Source organism: Ureibacillus sp. FSL E2-3493, from assembly GCF_038077515.1.
GTDB classification, from domain to species: domain Bacteria; phylum Bacillota; class Bacilli; order Bacillales_A; family Planococcaceae; genus Ureibacillus; species Ureibacillus halotolerans.
On record NZ_JBBOPK010000001.1, the window covers coordinates 237,845 to 256,518 of the forward strand.

Below are 18,674 nucleotides of genomic sequence, written 5' to 3' on the forward strand. Positions count from 1 at the left end.
CTTTACTACTTGAATATGAACATTTTCTCTCAACATGGTATACTTTGGGTATTACAAATAATGGAGGAATACGAATGGGGAAAATCGTTGGCATATCGATTGTCTTCATCATTTATAGTGCACTTACAACCTATTTAGGGTTAAATTTTAAAAAGTGGCTAGAAGCAATTCATCTTTTCCGTTGGCCCGTAGTTTACTGGATTGTTTTCTTCCTCATTGCATTTAGTTTTATCATTGGAAGATTTCATGAAACCTTAAGACCATTATCAGTAGTCGGTAACTATTGGATGTTCTTTTTTGAGTATGGACTCATATTATGTATCATCACGAATCTCCTAGTAACGTTTACACCATTAAAAAATATTGCTGTTATTGGGTCTGTTGTCGTTGGACTTTTAGTTGTATTGTTTGCTTGGGGTAGCTATAACGCCTATTCTCCAGTAGTACGTAATTTAGGAATTTCCGTTGACAAAAGTGGTGAGCCAATCCGATTAGTAGTAGCATCTGACTTCCATTTAGGGGTCCTTTCGAACAAAAAACATCTTCAAAGGTTTGTGGAGCTATCAAATGATGCAAACCCGGATCTTGTTTTATTAGTTGGCGATTTAGTCGATGATGATCCGAAATGGTTTTTGGAAGAAGGAATGGCAGAGGTGATGTCAAAGCTAAAGTCAACATATGGTGTATATGGAGTGCTTGGAAATCACGAATATTATGGTGGGAAAATTCCTCAATTTGTCGAAGAAATGAAAAATGCAAATGTTCAAATTTTGATGGATGAAACTATTTTAGTTGGAAATCGTTTGTATTTAACAGGTCAGGAAGATGTGACGAATAAAGATAGACGATCGATTGCTGAGCTTAAGCCTGAAAAGGAACAATTGCCATGGATTGTAATGAATCATACTCCTTACGATTTACATCTTCCGCAAAAGGCAGGGGTAGATCTTCATTTATCAGGGCATACCCATCTTGGACAACTGTGGCCGAACAATTTTATTACCGATAAATTATTTGAACTTGATTATGGACATATGAAAAAAGGGAATATGCATGCTTTAGTATCTTCGGGTTTTGGTTTTTGGGGTCCACCTACAAGAATTGGTAGCCGCTCTGAGTTATGGGTAGTTGATATCACATTTTCGGGCAACTAAATTAATCGATTTTAACATTGATGGTTTTTGTGCAATTAAGCAAAAGTAAAAAATGAGGAGACTATTATTTTTATGGAATTATTTGAACTTATTAAAGCGGTCATCCTTGGTTTTGTTGAAGGGATGACAGAATTTGCTCCTGTATCTTCAACAGGACATATGATTATCGTAGATGATCTATGGTTAAAGACAAAGGAGTTTTTAGAACCAGGTTCTGCCAACACATTTAAAATTGTTATTCAGCTAGGTTCGATATTAGCAGTTGTAGTCGTAATGTGGAAGCGTATGTTAAGTTTGGTAGGATTATATAAAATTAAAGGACAAACGGCTTCTCGTAAATTTAATTTAGGACATGTCATCGTAGGGATTATTCCTGCTGGTGTGTTTGGCGTATTGTTCGAAGATTATATTGATGAAAACTTATTTTTCACATCAACAGTTATTATTGGGTTAATTGTTGGGGCCATTTGGATGATTATTGCTGATAAATTTGGTCCAAAACGTCCTAAAATTACATCTTTAGACGATCTATCCTATGGAAAAGCATTTAAAATCGGCTTAATCCAATGTTTATCTTTATGGCCAGGATTCTCTCGTTCAGGTGCGACAATTTCAGGTGGGGTTATGTTAGGACTTGACCATAAGACGGCTTCAGACTTCACGTTCATTATGGCTGTTCCGATTATGGCAGGGGCTAGTGGTTTATCCCTTGTGAAAAACTGGAGCGAAATTAATCCTTCTGATTTTGGATTTTATGCCCTTGGATTTATTAGTGCCTTTGTTTTCGCATTAATATCTATTAAATTCTTCTTAAAGTTAATATCACGTATTAAGCTAGTACCGTTTGCAATTTATCGATTAATTTTAGCGGCAATTTTAATTGTTGTATTATATTTATAATGTAAACGCCTCAAAATTTGAGGCGTTTTTTATTCGGCATTTTCACTTTCTACTTCTCGATTTTCCACTTTTTTCTACTTTAGTTTAGAAAACAACCTTTTTATATTCGCAATAGCATTTAAAATAAACGGATAAATAAACACTAAAACGAAAGATAATCTACCAAAAAAATCATTTATCGTTTTAATTTGGGACCGTGATTCTACAAATAAAGTTCCGATAAAAATAATGATTGAGAAAATGTAAATAAATTTCTTTTCACTTACTTTTATCATTCGTATGAAACCACGATGGGCAGACCAAGCATATAAACAAAGGTTTGGTAAAATGATAATTAACCAAAAACAAATTGTAAAAAGTTCAATTCTTTCGATAAAGGGGAGACGGATAATGCTGAACATTGTTAATGTAGCCCAAATGTATTTTTCAAGTTGTTCCCCGCTAAAGAAAGATAAGCTAATTAACATAACGAATAAATAAATAGCCAATGTTGAAAGTAGTCCTAAGTGGACATATTTTTTTGCCTTATTCTGTTCCTTAACGAAGGGATAAAGTACATTTAATACTTCAAAACCTACAATTGTAAAGGACATGGAATAAGCTCCCTTTAGTATACTGATTAAATCACTACCGAATACAGGTAAAACATGATTGTAGTTAGCATACTCTAGTGGAAATAATAAGATAGCTAAAATCCATAGTGGTAAAACATAACTAAAGAAACAAATTCCTATGATTACCCGTAGTCCTCCAGAAAACGTATAAATAACTATTAGTAAGACAGTGATGGTGATAAAGGATGTACTTAAATCAGGGAATACCCATACATTAATAACTTCTGTGTAAGTTCTTATAACAACAAAGAATGCTAATAAACAGTAACTAATTAAAACTAAATTCATTAAATTTCCTAAATATTTACCAAATACATTTATTTGGATACCGAAAATATCATCGGAACCGTACATCTCTAATGTTTTAAACATAACAAAAACTACAAGATGAGCGGCAATAAAACTTATAATAATGGATATCCAAGCATCTTGTTTCGCTTCTTTGTAAATTACACTTTGAAATCCATGTATTCCTACCCCAATTTGAACTGCAGTAGTTGTAAATAAGAGAAGTGAAGCGTTAAATTTTTGACTTGGGTCTATTTGCAAATGCTTTTTCACTAATACCCCTTTCTCTTCCCTTTAAGGAATGCAAGGCTCTCGTAAGATTTAGTATTTAAAATAACAATGATATTTAAAAATTGATCTTTCATTTTGTTCTTGTCACCTTTAATATCCCTACTCAGAAGGGATTTCTAATTTCATAATTACCGTAATTTATAAAATTATTCTTCCGATATGCGATTTTAAATTTTGCATACAAAAAGGGAGATAGATGAGTGGGGAAAATTAGATTTGAACTGCTTAAATATGATTGAAAATAATAATTTGGAAAGTTAATGAATTATAAAAAATGCTTGGACAACGAAAAAGCCCAAGCATTTTCATCTTAATTCGATGGAATTCTTTTTTAGAAAAAAAGGGGGGTTACTTAATCGTTAAACAGATTAAAAATTCCACCGATTCCGCCTTCACCTGCATTATTTCCGCCTCCGCCTTTTGAAACAGGAGCAGCAGCAAATACACGGCTTGCTAATCGGCTAAATGGTAACGATTGAATCCATACTGTACCAGGACCACGTAAAGAAGCAAGGAATATTCCTTCCCCTCCAAATAAAGCGGTTTTTACGCCACTAACAGGTTGGATATCATAATCAACAGAAGAAGTCATCGCCACTAAACAGCCAGTATCTACTAAAAGCTTTTGACCGGCTTGCAAATCAATTTTCTCAATAGCTCCACCGGCATGGATGAATGCTAATCCATCTCCTTCAAGTTTTTGCATAATGAAACCTTCACCACCGAAGAAGCCAGCACCAATTTTACGTTGGAATTCAATACCGACAGAAACGCCTTTCGCAGCAGCTAAAAAAGAATCCTTTTGACAAATAATTTTCCCGTTATATTGACTTAAATCCATTGGAATAATTTTTCCTGGATATGGGGCTGCAAAATAAACATGTTTTTTTCCTTCGCCCACATTCGTAAAGGTTGTCATAAATAAACTTTCACCGGATATTAATCGTTTCCCAGCGCCCATTAACTTTCCCATAATGCCACCGCTGTTTTTAGAGCCGTCACCGAAAATGGTTTCCATTTTGATTGCTTCGTCCATCATCATTAAACTTCCTGCTTCGGCAATGGCTGTTTCGTTAGGATCTAGTTCGACTTCTACAAACTGCATATCATCTCCGTGCAATTTGTAGTCAATTTCATGGTTGTTCATTATTCATATCCTCCTAAGTTTAATAATACATATATACCATTTAAGGTTACGTTTCACCTCTCGGAAAGGTTTCATTCAAAATTTCATAAAATCTAAATCTATGAATAGAGGAATTAAGGTGGAAAAAGTCGAATAAAAGACAATATAAGAGGAAATTCGAGCGAAAATAGGGAGGGTGTTATGGAAATTAGAAACTTTATCAATGGTAAATGGATAACAGATGATGGTTTAGAGACAGTTCCCGTTGTAAATCCGGCTAATGGAGAACAGCTTGCAACTGTTCCCCTTTCAACAAAAGCTCAAGTAGATGAGGCTGTAGCAGCAGCTAAAAGAGCACAAAAATCTTGGGCGCTAGTTCCTGCCCCTAAACGAGCAGATTTTCTATATGAAATTGGTTATAAATTAAAAGAAAAGAAGGAACATCTAGCCCAAATTTTGACGAAGGAAATGGGTAAAGTCATTGAAGAAGCACGTGGAGAAGTGCAAGAAGGTATTGATATGGCCTTTTATATGGCCGGGGAAGGGAGACGACTGTTTGGGGAAACGACTCCTTCCGAGCTTGCAGATAAATTTGCGATGAGTGTCAGGGCGCCGATTGGTGTAGTAGGCCTCATTACACCATGGAATTTTCCGATTGCCATTGCAACTTGGAAGGCGTTTCCGGCGATCGTCTCGGGGAATACAGTTGTCTGGAAACCTGCCACTGAAACGCCTCTTATGGCTTACGAAATGGCAAAAATATTAGAAGAAGTAGGATTGCCGGAAGGGGTTGCCAATGTCGTATTTGGTGCAGGTTCAACAGTTGGAACTGCAATGATTGAGCATCCGGATGTCAAAGTCATTTCTTTCACCGGTTCTACGGAAACAGGAAGTAAGGTTGCCGAACTTGGCGGTAAGCATTTAAAAAAGGTATCCCTTGAAATGGGTGGTAAAAACGCTGTAATTGTAATGGATGATGCCAATTTACAGTTAGCGGTGGATGCGATTATTTGGAGTGCATTTGGAACAGCTGGTCAACGTTGTACAGCGTGTAGTCGTGTCATTGTCCATAAAGATGTTAAAACTGAATTGGAGTCTATGCTAGTTAAATCGATTGGTCAGTTAACAATAGGAGATGGTCTCGATCCAACGGTAAAGGTTGGCCCTGTTATTAATCAAGCTGCCCTTGAAAAAATCAACCGTTATGTTGAAATTGGGAAGAAGGAAGGGGCGACTCTCCTAGTTGGAGGCAGAGTATTATCAACACCACCATTTGATAAAGGATATTATTTTGAACCAACTATTTTTACAGATGTTCAAAATGATATGGTGATCGCCCAAGAGGAAATTTTCGGACCAGTCGTAAGTATAATCGAAGTAGCAAGTCTAGATGAAGCGATTGAAGTGAACAATAGTGTGAAATTTGGTTTATCGAGTTCTATCTTCTCTCAAGATGTTAATAAAATATTTAAAGCACAAAGAGATTTAGATACAGGAATTGTTTACGTAAATGCAGGAACAACAGGTGCAGAAATTCATCTTCCTTTTGGGGGGACAAAAGGAACTGGAAATGGGCACCGGGATTCCGGTCAAGCAGCTTTGGATGTGTATACAGAATGGAAAAGTATTTACGTTGACTATAGTGGGAAACTTCAACGAGCGCAAATTGATACTGAAAACTAAAGCAGAAAAAGGGGATGGGTTTAATGAAAGTAGTAGTTTTAGGCGCTGGCTTAATGGGGAAAGAAGTAGCGAGGGATTTAAACTCTATCGAAAATGTAGAAAAAATATATTTGGCAGATATCGATACGAATGCAGCTCAACAATTTGTTGACTCTCTTTCAACGTCGAAAATCGAAGTAGTATCTTTAAATGCGAAAAATGAAGATGAATTACGTAACGTCATGGCAAAGGGGGACGTTGCTGTTAATGCACTATTCTATGAATTTAATGAGAGGGTTGCAAAGACAGCTATTGAAGTTGGCGTCCACTCTGTCGATTTAGGAGGACACATCGGGGAAGTAACGGAACATATTTTGACATTACATGAAGAGGCAAAGGCGAAAAATGTCACATTAATTCCTGATTTAGGCGTAGCTCCTGGGATGATCAATATATTAGCCGGATATGGTGCTTCTAAATTAGATACGATTGAATCGATAAAGCTTTATGTAGGTGGTATTCCGACTAAACCTGAACCACCGCTAAATTATACACAAGTATTTTCTTTAGAAGGGGTTATCGATCATTATACAGAACCTGCGAAAATAATTAAGGATGGAAAGTTAACTGAAGTAAAATCTCTTTCTGGAATTGAGCCAATTTATTTTGATCAATTTGGCGTTCTAGAAGCCTTTTATACTTCTGGTGGAACGTCCACGTTAACGAATACTTTCCCTCATGTTAAAAACCTTGAATATAAAACGATTCGTTATAAAGGGCATGCAGAAAAGTTTCAATTGCTTGCCGATTTAGGGTTCTTAGATAAAGGAAATAAAGTGGAAGTCGATGGAAATGAAGTAGCGGTCCGCGATGTTGTCCGTGAGGCTCTAAAGAAAAAACTGTCGCTAGGAGATAAAGAAGATGCTGTTCTATTGCGTGTCATTGTTTCAGGTGAGAAATCCGATGAGCAATTAACTTATGAATACGAATTAACGATTAAAAGAGATGAAAAAACGACGATGACGGCTATGGCTCGTGCAACAGCATGTACGATTGCTACAGTTGCTGTTATGGTTGGCAGTGGTGTGATTACTGAGCACGGTGTTTATCCGCCTGAATCAATTGTTCCTGGTGATGAATATATCGAGAAAATGGCAAAACGGGGCGTTATGATTAAAGAAACTTCCCATCGTTCAACTATTGTTAAATGGTAGTGTAACGTCAAATTAAATATTTTAAGTGTGGAGAAATCAAACGATTTTTCACACTTTTTTTTTGGAAAAAATTTTATAAAAAGTTTGTAACGAAACGAAGAAATAAAAGTCTAATGGGATAAATACATTCTAAAGGGGAGGAAACAGATGAAAAAAAGATTATATATTAGTGGAATCCTTTTGATGGCCATCGCACTTATTGCCTTCGTAAGTGTTTGGATACTAGGGAAAAAAGTTGAGGTCAGCGCTTCTTCAACTGTTTTTATAAATCAACCGTACCATGTCCATTTTTCCCATAAAATGAATGACAATAGTATTCAAGATCAATTCATTTATATTACGAATGCAGCTGGGGAAAAGGTTAAGGGCGAAATTACTTTGGAACAAAATAAACAGTCTCTTTCAATAGAAAATTTGCTGCCTGGACAATACGTTCTTCATATTGAAGAAGAGGCCTTTAAAGAAAAACCTTTAAATACAAAGAAACAAGAAGTGGAATTTAAAGTTATAGAAGAACTTGAAAAAATTACGTCACTTCAGGAGTTGAAAGATTTCTTCCAAAATGCCATCAATACAGATGCTACGAACCATTCGATGTTTGAGACAACTGTCGAGGAAAGTAAAAGTGCAGACATGTCTTCCTCTAACGAAATATCAGGTGGAGCAAGTGACGATGGCGCCGAGTCTTATTCTACTACAAACAATCAAGTAGAGGACATTGAAGAAGGAGATATTGTCGTAACGGACGGTAAATATATTTATACTGCTGTAGATAATCAAATTATCATAACAGATGGGACAAATCACAATGCTTTAAAAATTGCTAGTAAAATTACATTAGATGGAAACAGTTATCCATCTCAACTAATGATACATCAAAATATGTTAATCGTTGTTATGGATGATTATGTGGAGACAAAAAAAGATGGATATGCTAGTGGAAATAGTATGACAAAGGTAGCCTTTTATAGTATGGAGAATCCAGCTAAACCTAAGTTAATAAGAGAGTTTGCACAAGATGGTTATATAAACGGAGTTCGTAAATATAATAATATCCTGTATATTGTGTCAAATAAGGCGCCGGAATATTGGCTGTTAGAAAAAGAAAAAGATGTTGAATTGCGACCATACACTTATGATAGTGCTCAAGATAATGAGGTAAAGCCGATGGATTTAGACCAGTTGACGATTTTACCAGGATCCAATGAGCCAAACTATATAATTATATCGTCTATTGATTTAAACAATTTTGAAGAGAAAAAAATTGAAACAAAAGGTTTTCTAGGTGGTAGCTCCTCGTTATACATGTCGGAAAATGCCCTTTATTTAACAGCTGTTGATTTTATGGCGAGAACACTAGAAAAAGAAACGGATTCAAAGGTATCGACGGATATAGCCATTTTACCAGCAGGACCAACAACTACAGATATTTTTAAATTTACAATTGATGGAGTGAAAGTGGAGTTTTTAGCTTCAACTTCTATTACAGGAAGTCTTTTAAATCAATTCTCGATGGATGAACATAATGGTTATTTCCGTATTGCAACTACTGAAGGAGATGCATGGGGCGGTACGAATGAATCTACTAAAAATCATCTCTTTGTTTACAATGATAAATTGGAAAAAGTAGGGGAAGTAACAGATTTAGCGAAAGGAGAACGAATATACTCTGCCCGTTTTATGGGGGATAAAGCCTATATTGTGACATTTAAACAAGTAGATCCGCTGTTTGTAATTGATTTACAAAATCCGAAACAACCGAAAGTATTAGGTGAATTGAAAATCTCTGGTTATAGTAATTATCTTCATCCGTTAGATGAACATCATTTAATCGGAATAGGATACGATACAGAATCAAGGATAGATAGTACTTCTAAACAGCCTATTATAACAACGAAAGGTATTAAAGTATCTTTATTTGATATTACAGATTACGAAAACCCGAAGGAACAAGATTCGGTTGTAATAGGTGGGCGTGGTACCCACTCGGAAATAGAGTATAATCATAAAGCTTTATTTAGAAATGAAGAATATAACTATTTTGGATTCCCTGTGACGGTTTATGAAGGGAAAGGGGAATACGACGTCGAATATAAAGGCTCTGGGGCCGTTATATACGAAATTACGGCTGATCATGGTATTGAGTTAAAAGGAAATTTAATCACTCCTGCAAAACAAGGAGAAGAATATGAAAACTGGGAAACGTTAATTACACGTTTACTTTACATTGAAGACACATTGTATACCGTTTCAAGAGATGAAGTGAGGAGCTACAATTTACAAAACTTCAATGCTTTAGGTAGTGTGAAGCTAAAATAGCCTTAAGAAAGAATAGATAGTACAATTCAGCAAAAACTGGATTGTACTTTTTATCTTAAAATTAAATAGATAGTTATTAATGAAGTAGAAATTGTTGAAGGTTATATTCCTTTCGTATGTAAAGGTTACGAAATATTATGATTCCCTTGTTTATAAAATGGACAAAATTACCACAATTAAAATGAAAATTAATAATGTTTGTATTGAGATAATCTTTACTGTTCGATAATATGAGCATGGAGAAAAAGGAGATTGACTCAAAAATATGAACAATGAACAAAATTTTGAATTGGCACTAGACTGTTTTTTACTAGCTGGCCAAATAATGATGGAAAGCGGAGCGGAAACTTATCGAGTAGAAGATACAATGCTTCGTATGGCTCGCTCCCAAAACATTGAGGATGCTCAAAGTTATGTAACTCCAACAGGAATCATTTTATCCTTAGGAAAAAAACAAGTTACGAAAATAACGTCCATAGCAGCAAGAATTACGGACTTGCATAAAATTGCCAAGGTCAACAATGTCTCGAGAAAGCTTACTAGCCAAAGGATTACGTTAGAAGAGGCATATGAAGAGTTAAGAAAAATACAAAAAACGAATTATTTTTTACCAGTACATTTACAAATATTAGCTGCATCCATTGCAAGTAGTTGTTTTTTAGTATTAGTGAACGGCTATTGGTCGGATATGCCTGTTGCCTTTGTGGCAGGAGGAGTCGGATTTTTCGTTTTTATGATTATTCAAGAGATGACAAAGGTGAAGTTTTTCTCGGAGTTTTTAGCTGCATTAGTCGTTGGATTGATTGCCTCTTTGGCGGTACAGTTCGGACTAGGAAAAGAAATGGACAAAATTATTGTTGGCAGTGTCATGCCCCTCGTTCCAGGTTTGATTATTACGAATGCCGTTCGTGATTTAATGGCAGGGCATTTTACGGCTGGAATAGCTAAGGGAGCCGAAGCCTTTTTAACAGCCTTTGCAATTGGGGCTGGTATTGCTCTCATTGTAGCTTCTTAAGGAGAATGAATATGGAGTTTATTATACAAGCATTATTTAGTTTTATATTTACAGCTTGCTTTGGTGTCATTTTCAATGCACCTACAAAGGCAATTCCATATTGCGGTTTCGTTGGTGCGATCGGATGGATGGTATACTATATCCTTTACGAGGTTAAGGTCACAGAAGTACAGGCTTCTTTTTTAGGGGCATTTGTCGTTGCCCTAGTAGCTCAAATTTTTGCCCGGCGGTTTAAAATGCCAATGATTATTTTTAATGTTTCAGGAATTATTCCGTTAGTTCCGGGTGGTATCGCCTATAATACGATGCGTAATATTGTCGAACTAGACTATAATATGGGAATTCAAAATGGTATGCGCGTATTTATGATTTCCGGTGCCATCGCAATGGGACTTGTTTTTGCAGAGGTAATTGTACAATTAGTGATGAGGATGTTCCATAAGGGCAGAACGTCTATGCAATCTTACGCAAGAGCAAAAAGAAGGCAAAAAATTAAGTAGACAAATAAAACTGCAAGGCACTCGGTACTGACCATCATTTTTGAGACAATAAGAAAACACCCTACTTTACAGTTAGTTGACGGTATTTAACCGGCGATTGGCTGTTTAGTTTCGTTTGAATACGGATATTGTTATAATATTTTATATAGTTTTCGACGATTTGGATCACATGCGCATTCGTTGTGCGATTGATTCCGTCGAGATAGAACGTTTCAGACTTTAGCGAGGAGTGAAACGTTTCAATTGGAGAATTATCAGCGGGCGTGCCTTTACGAGACATGCTCATGGTAATTCTTTTTTCTTTTACTGCCTTTTGATAGTCATAGGACGTATATACAGAACCTTGATCGCTATGCAGGATACAGCCTTCAGGTAATTCTGGTAGCTGATTTAATGTATCTAAAACAAACTCTGTATCTTGAGTAAATCCGATTGTACGCGCTACAATCTCGCCATTAAAGACATCTAGAATACTTGAAAGATACATCATTGATTGACCAAAAGGCAAGTAGGTAATATCTGTTACTAACTTTTCAAATGGTGCTTCCGCTGTAAATTCACGATTTAATAAATTCGGTGCGACGTATGCTGGTTGTCCAGTGCGTTTACGTTTCTTCACTTTTACTCGACACTGCCAACCATATTTTTGCATTACTTTTTGTACTGTATTTTCACTTATCGGTTCTCCATAAATGCTTGTGATTTTTCGGTATCCGTATCGATATTTATGAAGTTTACACAACTCACCCATTCTCTTATCCCGAATGTCTTTCTTTGTTTCAACGTTATTATTCTTTTTCCAACGATAATAAGATGATCTACCTACCCCCAAGTGGTCACAGATTTCGCCAATTGTCATGACTTCTTTTAGTTCTTCTACCAATTGCACAACTATTCTTGGTACCACTTCCTTTCCCATTCTGCGTACTTTTTTAAAACTTCAATTTGTTGCTTTAAATAACGGTTCTCAGCCTTTAATTTAGCTGTTTCATTTTCATATTCTGGTCCTTTACCATAGGTATATTGCTTTCCAACTGGCTGTTCAAGGCGATGAAGTTCTCCATTTCGATACCACTTCATCCACGTTTTTAGTTGTGTATAATTTCGAATATTCAATTCTTCTAAAACTTGATTAACAGGTATTCCTGCTAATCTCATTTCGATTGCTTTCATTTTAATTTCTACTGGATAACTAACTCTTGTTCCCATAGAAAAAACACCTCCACGTTGGATTTATAGGTTTAATACCCGTTTTTCAACGAAAGGTGTTTTTATTTGTCTCATTTTTTTAGGTCAGTGCGCTCATAGATTAGAGAGTCTTGCAGTTTTTATGTTTTTATAGAGAGAATTTTATATCACTTTCACGAGTTTTCTTATAGTGTCATGACTAACAGGTTTACTAATTAAATATCCTTGAATAGCATCACAACCATATTCCTCTAATATTTCTTGCTGTTGTTTTGTTTCAACGCCTTCTGCCAATACAGTTAAGTTCATGGATTTACCAAACTGAACCATACCGTTAATGAGGCGTTGGGTTTTTTCAGATTTTAATAAGGAACTAATAAACATTTGATCAATTTTTAAAATTTTAATTGGCAACAGTTGCATATAACGGAATGAAGCATAGCCTGTTCCAAAGTCATCAAGAATAAATACAATTCCTTCGTTTTCAAGTTTTAACATTTGTTTAATAATAGATTTTTCAGCTTCAGCTTCTAAGGCGAACTTTTCTGTAATTTCAATTTGAATTAAGTTTGCCGGACAGCGAGTATTTTCTAACGTTTCTAAAATTGTTTTAGCCATGTTTTTGTCCCGGAATTCGCGGACAGACAAGTTAATACTAATTTTTAAATCTAACCCTTCACTATGCCATTTAGCAGCTTGCTTACAAGCTTCTTCAATGACAAAGGAACCGATGTTATTAATTAGACCGGTTTCTTCTGCTATTGGAATTAACTCGTCAGGTGATACAACACCAATTTCATCATCTTCCCAACGTACAAGGGCTTCTACTGCATCGATCTTTCCAGTATGGATATTTAGTTGCGGCTGATATAGTACTTTTAAATGCTGTTGATCAAGGGCGAATAATAATCTTTTCTCAATAATAGATTTTCGATTAATCGCTTTATGAGTCGCATTAGATAATGAAACAATGCTATCTCCACCAGCTTCACGAACAGTAGAAATGGTAGCAAGGGAAGCTTTCATTAAGTGGGAAAATGTTGATTGATCTTGAGGTGCACGGGTAATCCCACCACTAATTGAAATGGGTACTGCCATATTTCCATTATAAATAGGATTTTGTTTTAAATAAGTTAAAAAGCCTTGTATAAACCATTCGCCAAGAGGGGTAATGACAACAAACTCGTTTTCATTTATTCGTGCCATATGGCTGTCTTGGAAATAAATTTTCATACGTTTTGTAAATTCGACAATTAAATTGTTTTCTATATGATGATTGTGTAATTCTTTTAACGTATAAAACTTATCGATACTTATATACACGAACGTGAAATGGCGATTTTCCTTTATCATTTCGTTAACGATAATTTCTAAACGGTGTGTATTCATCAAGCCAGTTTCAGGATCGATATAAGCAATTTTCTCAAGCTTATGTTGTATATTCTTTTGACTAGTAATATCCTTTTCTATTAACACATATTGATACTGTTTATCTGTTTCGGAATAGGTTGGGATTACAGTTAAATCAACCCAATAAGGTAAACCATCTTTTGTAATTTTTTCTACTTCCCCTTGCCAAATTTGGCCAGAAGTAATAGTTTTCCAAATGATATCAACTACTTTTTTGCTGTTCTCATCTTCAGGAAAAAGCTGCCAAAATGTTTTTCCTAATACACGCTTTGGTGTCCAGTGACTCGTATTAAGGAAAGCTTGGTTACAATGAATAATTAGTCCTTCTTCATCAATCGTTACCATCATGAAGGAAGAAAATAAACCATTTTGTAGATCTTTTAAAGCTTGAGTGGAATCATTGAGTCTAGTAAATAAAGAATCTATAAGACAAGTAATAAGAATAGAAGGCTCACCTTTTATATAAACTGGAGAGGCAATCAACGTAGCGTTAATGAAGGAATCCTCAATCGTTAAAAGTTGAACTTGTTCAAAGCGTAACGACTCATTTCCCGTTAATAATCTTTTGTAGGCTTCTTCTGATAGGGAAGATAGTAAGTTATCTTTTATAGATGAATTTTTATTTACAAATGTATCTATAGAGTAACCAAAATATTTTTCACTTAAATTGTTCCAAAGGACAACACTACCATGTCGATTCAGTGCAAAAGATGGAAAAGGAGATGTGTTTACTAATTTCTCATCGATAATATTCGTATTTTCTTCGCGCATCAGCATTCGACTCCTCGAGTATCCTATATTTATACTATTATTATAGAGATTTTACAGTAAATAGTCATTCCTAAACTAATAGTAAGATTTTGATATTGAAATTTTGAAGGTCTTTAGAACTATAAAATGTTTTTTATAATGATAATTATAAACCAATATAAATATAAGGATGCATGAATAAAAAACGAACGGGAATAAAAGAGAGTGAATTTTCATACGTGTTTTAGTGCCGAAAGATTCAAAATATAAAGGTGAAATAGATGGTACTGAAGTAGTAAAATGAAGTATTACAAATACTAATATTAATAGGTATTAAAGCGTTTACAGAAAATGAAAAAATATCCAATTTGAAAATTACTTTTAAGAATGTTTATTTTTCGTAAGTGAATGCTTTCGACACTAGGAAGTTTTATCTCTTTCCGACTTTAGGCGGTTGGCAAATTTTTAAGATTTGGATTATGCTTATTTATACTAATAAGTATCAAATATAGGTAAGAAAGTCAGAAAAATACAATATATAGCGGAAATGTGAACAAAATTCAAACTTTTGAATAATTTAACATATTTTGTCGCCAGTCATAGGTCAATTTGTTAGGGGTGTGTCATGAAAACGGTTTTTAGTTATGTGAAGCCATATAAATGGCCAGCAATCATTGCACTTTGTTTAATGCTCATTGAATTATCGGTAGAGCTTATTCAACCGTTAATAATTGCTAGAATTATTGATCACGGTATTATCGTAAAGGATTTAGGAACAATCGGTTATTGGGGATTTATTTTAATTATGCTGGCTATTTCAGCATTTTTAAGTGGGATTATTAATTCTTATTTTGCTTCCCACACAGCACAAAGTTTTGGCTTTGATTTACGGAACGCCTTATTTAGTAAAATCCAATCTTTCACAATGGCAACTTACTTACGGTTTCCAACTTCCGGGCTCATTACGAGATTGACGAGCGATGTCCAACAAGTACAATCTGTTCTGTTCATGAGTTTGCGAATTATGCTTCGTGCTCCATTGGCAGCGGTAGGCAGTTTAATGATGGCTTTTTTTGTTAACCCAAAAATGGCGCTGTTTTTATTAATTGGGACACCACTTCTTATGATTTTCTTATATATTATTGTCAAAAAGGGCGTTCACCTTTTTGGTGAAGTACAGCGTCGATTAGACCGGGTAAACCGGGTTCTTCAAGAAAACCTCCAAGGAATACGGTTAGTAAAAGCTTATATGCGGGGAAACTATGAGTCTTCACGTTTTCAAGAAGTTTCAAATCATTTAAAAGTAGATACAATGAAAGCACTTCGTATGATGGAGCTAATACAACCGGTGTTGTTGTTTGTAATGAATGTTAGTTTACTCGCAGCTTTATGGTTTGGTTCGATTGATGTGAGTAACGGAAGTGCACAAGTAGGGGAATTAGTAGCGGTTGTTAACTATGCGCTACGCATGACCGGTTCCTTTTCTATGTTTGCTTTTATTATTAATGCGCTTTCCCGTGCAAAGGCTTCTTCCGAACGGATGGAAGAAATATTGTTAATTGAAAGTGGAATTGAAGAACACACTCAATCTGAAAAACTTTCACCTACTATACAACATTCCGAATCGATTCGCTTCGAACATGTAACTTTCCAATATCCGAATACAAAAAAGCCGATATTGAAGGATGTTTCCTTTACTGTTGCTACTGGAGAAACAATCGCCATAATGGGGGCGACAGGGGCAGGGAAATCCACTCTATTAAACTTAATTCCTAGATTTTATGCACCAACTTCCGGGGCGATTTATATAAATGGACAACATATAACGAAATGGCCTTTGGAGAAGCTTAGGTCAATGATTGGATATGTTCCCCAACAGTCTATGTTATTTACAGGATCCATTTATGACAATGTTAGCTGGGGTAAACAGGGGGCTGAAATGGAAGAAGTGAGGATAGCAACAACTCAAGCTCAAATTCATCAGACGGTAGAAAATTTTCCAAATCAATATGAAACACGTGTTGGTCAAAAGGGGGTCAATCTTTCCGGTGGTCAAAAACAGCGTCTTTCAATTGCCCGCGCTTTAATACGCAAATCAAAAATTTTGCTGTTAGATGATAGTACTAGCGCGTTAGATGTTAAAACGGAAGCTGCTTTTTGGGATGCGATTAAAGGTGAACGAGCAACAATGCTCGTTGTAACGCAGAAAATTCGCACAGCAAAAGGTGCGGATAAAATACTACTGCTCGATGAAGGACAGGTCATTGCCTATGGTACCCACAAACAATTACTTGAAACAAGTGAAGTTTATAAACAAATTGCCCTGTCTCAACATGAGAGGGAGGTCGATGCGTAGTGAACTTCATACGAAAACCCTTTGGCTATGAGCCAGTATTAACAAAGGAAGATGTGAAAAATTCGGTTCAAAAGAAAAAAGGACCCCGTCCAAACAATTGGAAGAATACGTTACTACGTATTTGGAAAATTGTTGATGAACAGAGAGCACTGCTCATCGCTGTTTTATTATTAGTCGTCGTCAGCTCCGCCATGTCACTATTAGGTCCCTATTTAATCGGATACATGATCGATGAATATGTGATGAAAGAGCATTTTAGTGGAATGCCACTATTGATCGTTGGATTAATTGTAATCTACTTTGTTTTAGCATTATCGTTATTTTTCCAAAATTATTGGATGATCGGCATTGCCCAACAGACGATTTATCGTATGCGTACGGGCCTTTTCCATCATCTTTTGCATTTACCCGTTTCATTTTTTGATAAAAGGCAACATGGGGAATTGATGAGCCGAGCGACAAATGATATGGAAACGGTTAGTGCCACTTTAAATAGTTCTTTTATTCAAGTGTTTTCAAGTATTTTAACCTTAACTGGTACGTTCATTGTCATGCTCAGTTTAAGCCCTTTATTAACGCTATTAACGATGATCATTATTCCTGCCATGTTTATGGCTACCCGCTGGATAACTCGAAGAACGGGGAAGTTATTTAAAGAGCAACAGGCAGCATTAGGTGCTTTAAATGGAATGATAGAAGAAACTATTTCGGGTCAACAAGTTGTAAAAGCATTTTCACAAGAAGAAAGGGTAAAGAAAGAATTTCGTGAAAAAAGTACTCGGTTAAGGAGAACCGGCTTTTGGGCTTTGACCTACTCAGGATATATTCCAAAGGTAATGAACTTTTTAAATAATATTAGCTTTGCAATTATAGCTGGTATAGGTGGAATACTTGCTTTTAAAGGGTTCGTTACAATCGGAACAATCGTCGTATTTACAGAATATGCCCGCCAATTTACTAGACCGCTAAACGACTTGGCAAACCAAATGAATACGGTATTATCTGCTATAGCAGGGGCAGAACGTGTTTTTTCCATAATGGAGGAAACAGTTGAAGAGGATATAGGAGATATGGATGATCATCATAAACTATTAGGCGACGTAAAATTCCGTCATGTTTCCTTTAAATATGAATTAGCTGAACAAGAACACACTTTAAAGGATGTTAGCTTCCATGTAAAACCAGGTCAAACCGCTGCATTAGTCGGAGCAACTGGTGCTGGCAAAACGACGATTATGCAATTGATCGCTAGATTTTACGACGTGGAGCAGGGCGAAATATTATTTGATGGAGTGAATGTACAGAAATTAAAACGTCAAACGTTACGTAGTCAAATGGCTTTTGTTTTACAGGATTCTTTTCTTTTTGAAGCAAGTGTTTATGAAAATATTCGATATGGCCGACTCAATGCAACAAATGAGGAAATTGTAGAGGCTGCTAAAAGGGCTAATGCCCATGATTTCATTGTAAAGCTACCTAATGGGTACAATACGATTTTAACATCCGATGGAAATGAAATTTCGCAAGGACAGAAGCAGCTGCTGTCCATTGCTAGAGCCTTTGTAGCAGATCCGGTAATATTATTACTCGATGAAGCAACAAGTAGTATTGATACAGTGACAGAAGTAAAAATTCAGCAGGCATTAGAAGTACTAATGGAAGGAAGAACAAGCTTTGTCATTGCCCACAGACTTAATACGATACGGAATGCAGATGTCGTATTTGTTATGCAAGAAGGTCGTATGGTTGAAGCGGGAACACAACAGGAATTAATGGAGACGAATGGTATATATGCTAATATGCTTAAACAAGCTGGTATATTATGAATCGGAGGTAATTCCATGTAATTCTTCAATTGCCCTTGCGCTCATAACATGAGTTCCTCTA

The 18,674-nt window shown here is 35.7% G+C and carries 13 protein-coding genes; 9 read left to right on the forward strand and 4 right to left on the reverse strand.

Translation table 11 applies throughout. From position 1 onward, the window contains the following. Positions 1–74: 74 nt before the first annotated feature. Positions 75–1,154, forward strand: a complete 1,080-nt coding sequence (locus MHH69_RS01310) for a metallophosphoesterase (RefSeq protein WP_122971815.1) — start codon at positions 75–77, stop codon at positions 1,152–1,154. Positions 1,155–1,226: 72 nt separating this feature from the next. Beyond that, positions 1,227–2,054 carry an undecaprenyl-diphosphate phosphatase gene (locus MHH69_RS01315; RefSeq protein ID WP_122971816.1) on the forward strand — a complete coding sequence of 276 codons (828 nt, stop codon included), beginning with the start codon at positions 1,227–1,229 and terminating at the stop codon, positions 2,052–2,054. A gap of 74 nt (positions 2,055–2,128) precedes the next feature. Here MHH69_RS01315 and MHH69_RS01320 read toward each other — a convergent pair whose 3' ends face one another. Both MHH69_RS01320 and MHH69_RS01325 read right to left on the reverse strand, forming a co-directional pair. After that, the gene (locus MHH69_RS01320; protein ID WP_341361546.1) at positions 2,129–3,229 is read right to left on the reverse strand and encodes a GerAB/ArcD/ProY family transporter; all 1,101 of its coding nucleotides are present in this window, start codon (positions 3,227–3,229) and stop codon (positions 2,129–2,131) included. 370 nt (positions 3,230–3,599) lie between these two features. Continuing rightward, positions 3,600–4,394 (reverse strand): TIGR00266 family protein, encoded by a 795-nt coding sequence (locus MHH69_RS01325; RefSeq protein ID WP_122971818.1) that lies wholly within the window; start codon positions 4,392–4,394, stop codon positions 3,600–3,602. Positions 4,395–4,574: 180 nt separating this feature from the next. Between MHH69_RS01325 and MHH69_RS01330 the strand changes: the two genes are divergently transcribed. From MHH69_RS01330 to MHH69_RS01350, 5 genes are all read left to right on the forward strand, one after another. Further along, positions 4,575–6,056 carry an aldehyde dehydrogenase family protein gene (locus MHH69_RS01330; RefSeq protein ID WP_122971819.1) on the forward strand — a complete coding sequence of 494 codons (1,482 nt, stop codon included), beginning with the start codon at positions 4,575–4,577 and terminating at the stop codon, positions 6,054–6,056. A gap of 23 nt (positions 6,057–6,079) precedes the next feature. Then, positions 6,080–7,249: a saccharopine dehydrogenase family protein gene (locus MHH69_RS01335; RefSeq protein WP_122971820.1), complete on the forward strand. Its 1,170-nt coding sequence runs from the start codon at positions 6,080–6,082 to the stop codon at positions 7,247–7,249. 147 nt (positions 7,250–7,396) lie between these two features. Continuing rightward, positions 7,397–9,568, forward strand: a complete 2,172-nt coding sequence (locus MHH69_RS01340) for a beta-propeller domain-containing protein (RefSeq protein WP_341361547.1) — start codon at positions 7,397–7,399, stop codon at positions 9,566–9,568. 265 nt (positions 9,569–9,833) lie between these two features. After that, the gene (locus MHH69_RS01345; protein ID WP_122971822.1) at positions 9,834–10,583 is read left to right on the forward strand and encodes a threonine/serine exporter family protein; all 750 of its coding nucleotides are present in this window, start codon (positions 9,834–9,836) and stop codon (positions 10,581–10,583) included. 11 nt (positions 10,584–10,594) lie between these two features. Next, a complete protein-coding gene (locus tag MHH69_RS01350) occupies positions 10,595–11,083 on the forward strand; it encodes a threonine/serine exporter family protein (RefSeq protein ID WP_122971823.1) in 489 nt (162 codons plus the stop codon). 61 nt (positions 11,084–11,144) lie between these two features. Here MHH69_RS01350 and MHH69_RS01355 read toward each other — a convergent pair. Both MHH69_RS01355 and MHH69_RS01360 read right to left on the reverse strand, forming a co-directional pair. Next, positions 11,145–12,292, reverse strand: a protein-coding gene (locus MHH69_RS01355; RefSeq protein ID WP_341361548.1) for an IS3 family transposase whose coding sequence is annotated in 2 segments (ribosomal slippage) — positions 11,145–12,019 and positions 12,019–12,292 — 1,149 coding nt in all. Because the reading frame shifts where the segments join, the coding sequence is not laid out codon by codon here. Between the two features lie 141 nt (positions 12,293–12,433). Next, a complete protein-coding gene (locus MHH69_RS01360; RefSeq protein WP_122971824.1) occupies positions 12,434–14,452 on the reverse strand; it encodes an EAL domain-containing protein in 2,019 nt (672 codons plus the stop codon). A gap of 604 nt (positions 14,453–15,056) precedes the next feature. Here MHH69_RS01360 and MHH69_RS01365 point away from each other — a divergent pair. Together MHH69_RS01365 and MHH69_RS01370 are read left to right on the forward strand one after the other, a co-directional pair. Continuing rightward, positions 15,057–16,787, forward strand: coding sequence for an ABC transporter ATP-binding protein (locus MHH69_RS01365; protein ID WP_341361549.1), 1,731 nt, complete (start codon positions 15,057–15,059; stop codon positions 16,785–16,787). Further along, positions 16,787–18,613 (forward strand): ABC transporter ATP-binding protein, encoded by a 1,827-nt coding sequence (locus tag MHH69_RS01370; RefSeq protein ID WP_341361550.1) that lies wholly within the window; start codon positions 16,787–16,789, stop codon positions 18,611–18,613. The genes MHH69_RS01365 and MHH69_RS01370 overlap by 1 nt, the downstream gene beginning before the upstream one ends. Positions 18,614–18,674: the final 61 nt, after the last annotated feature.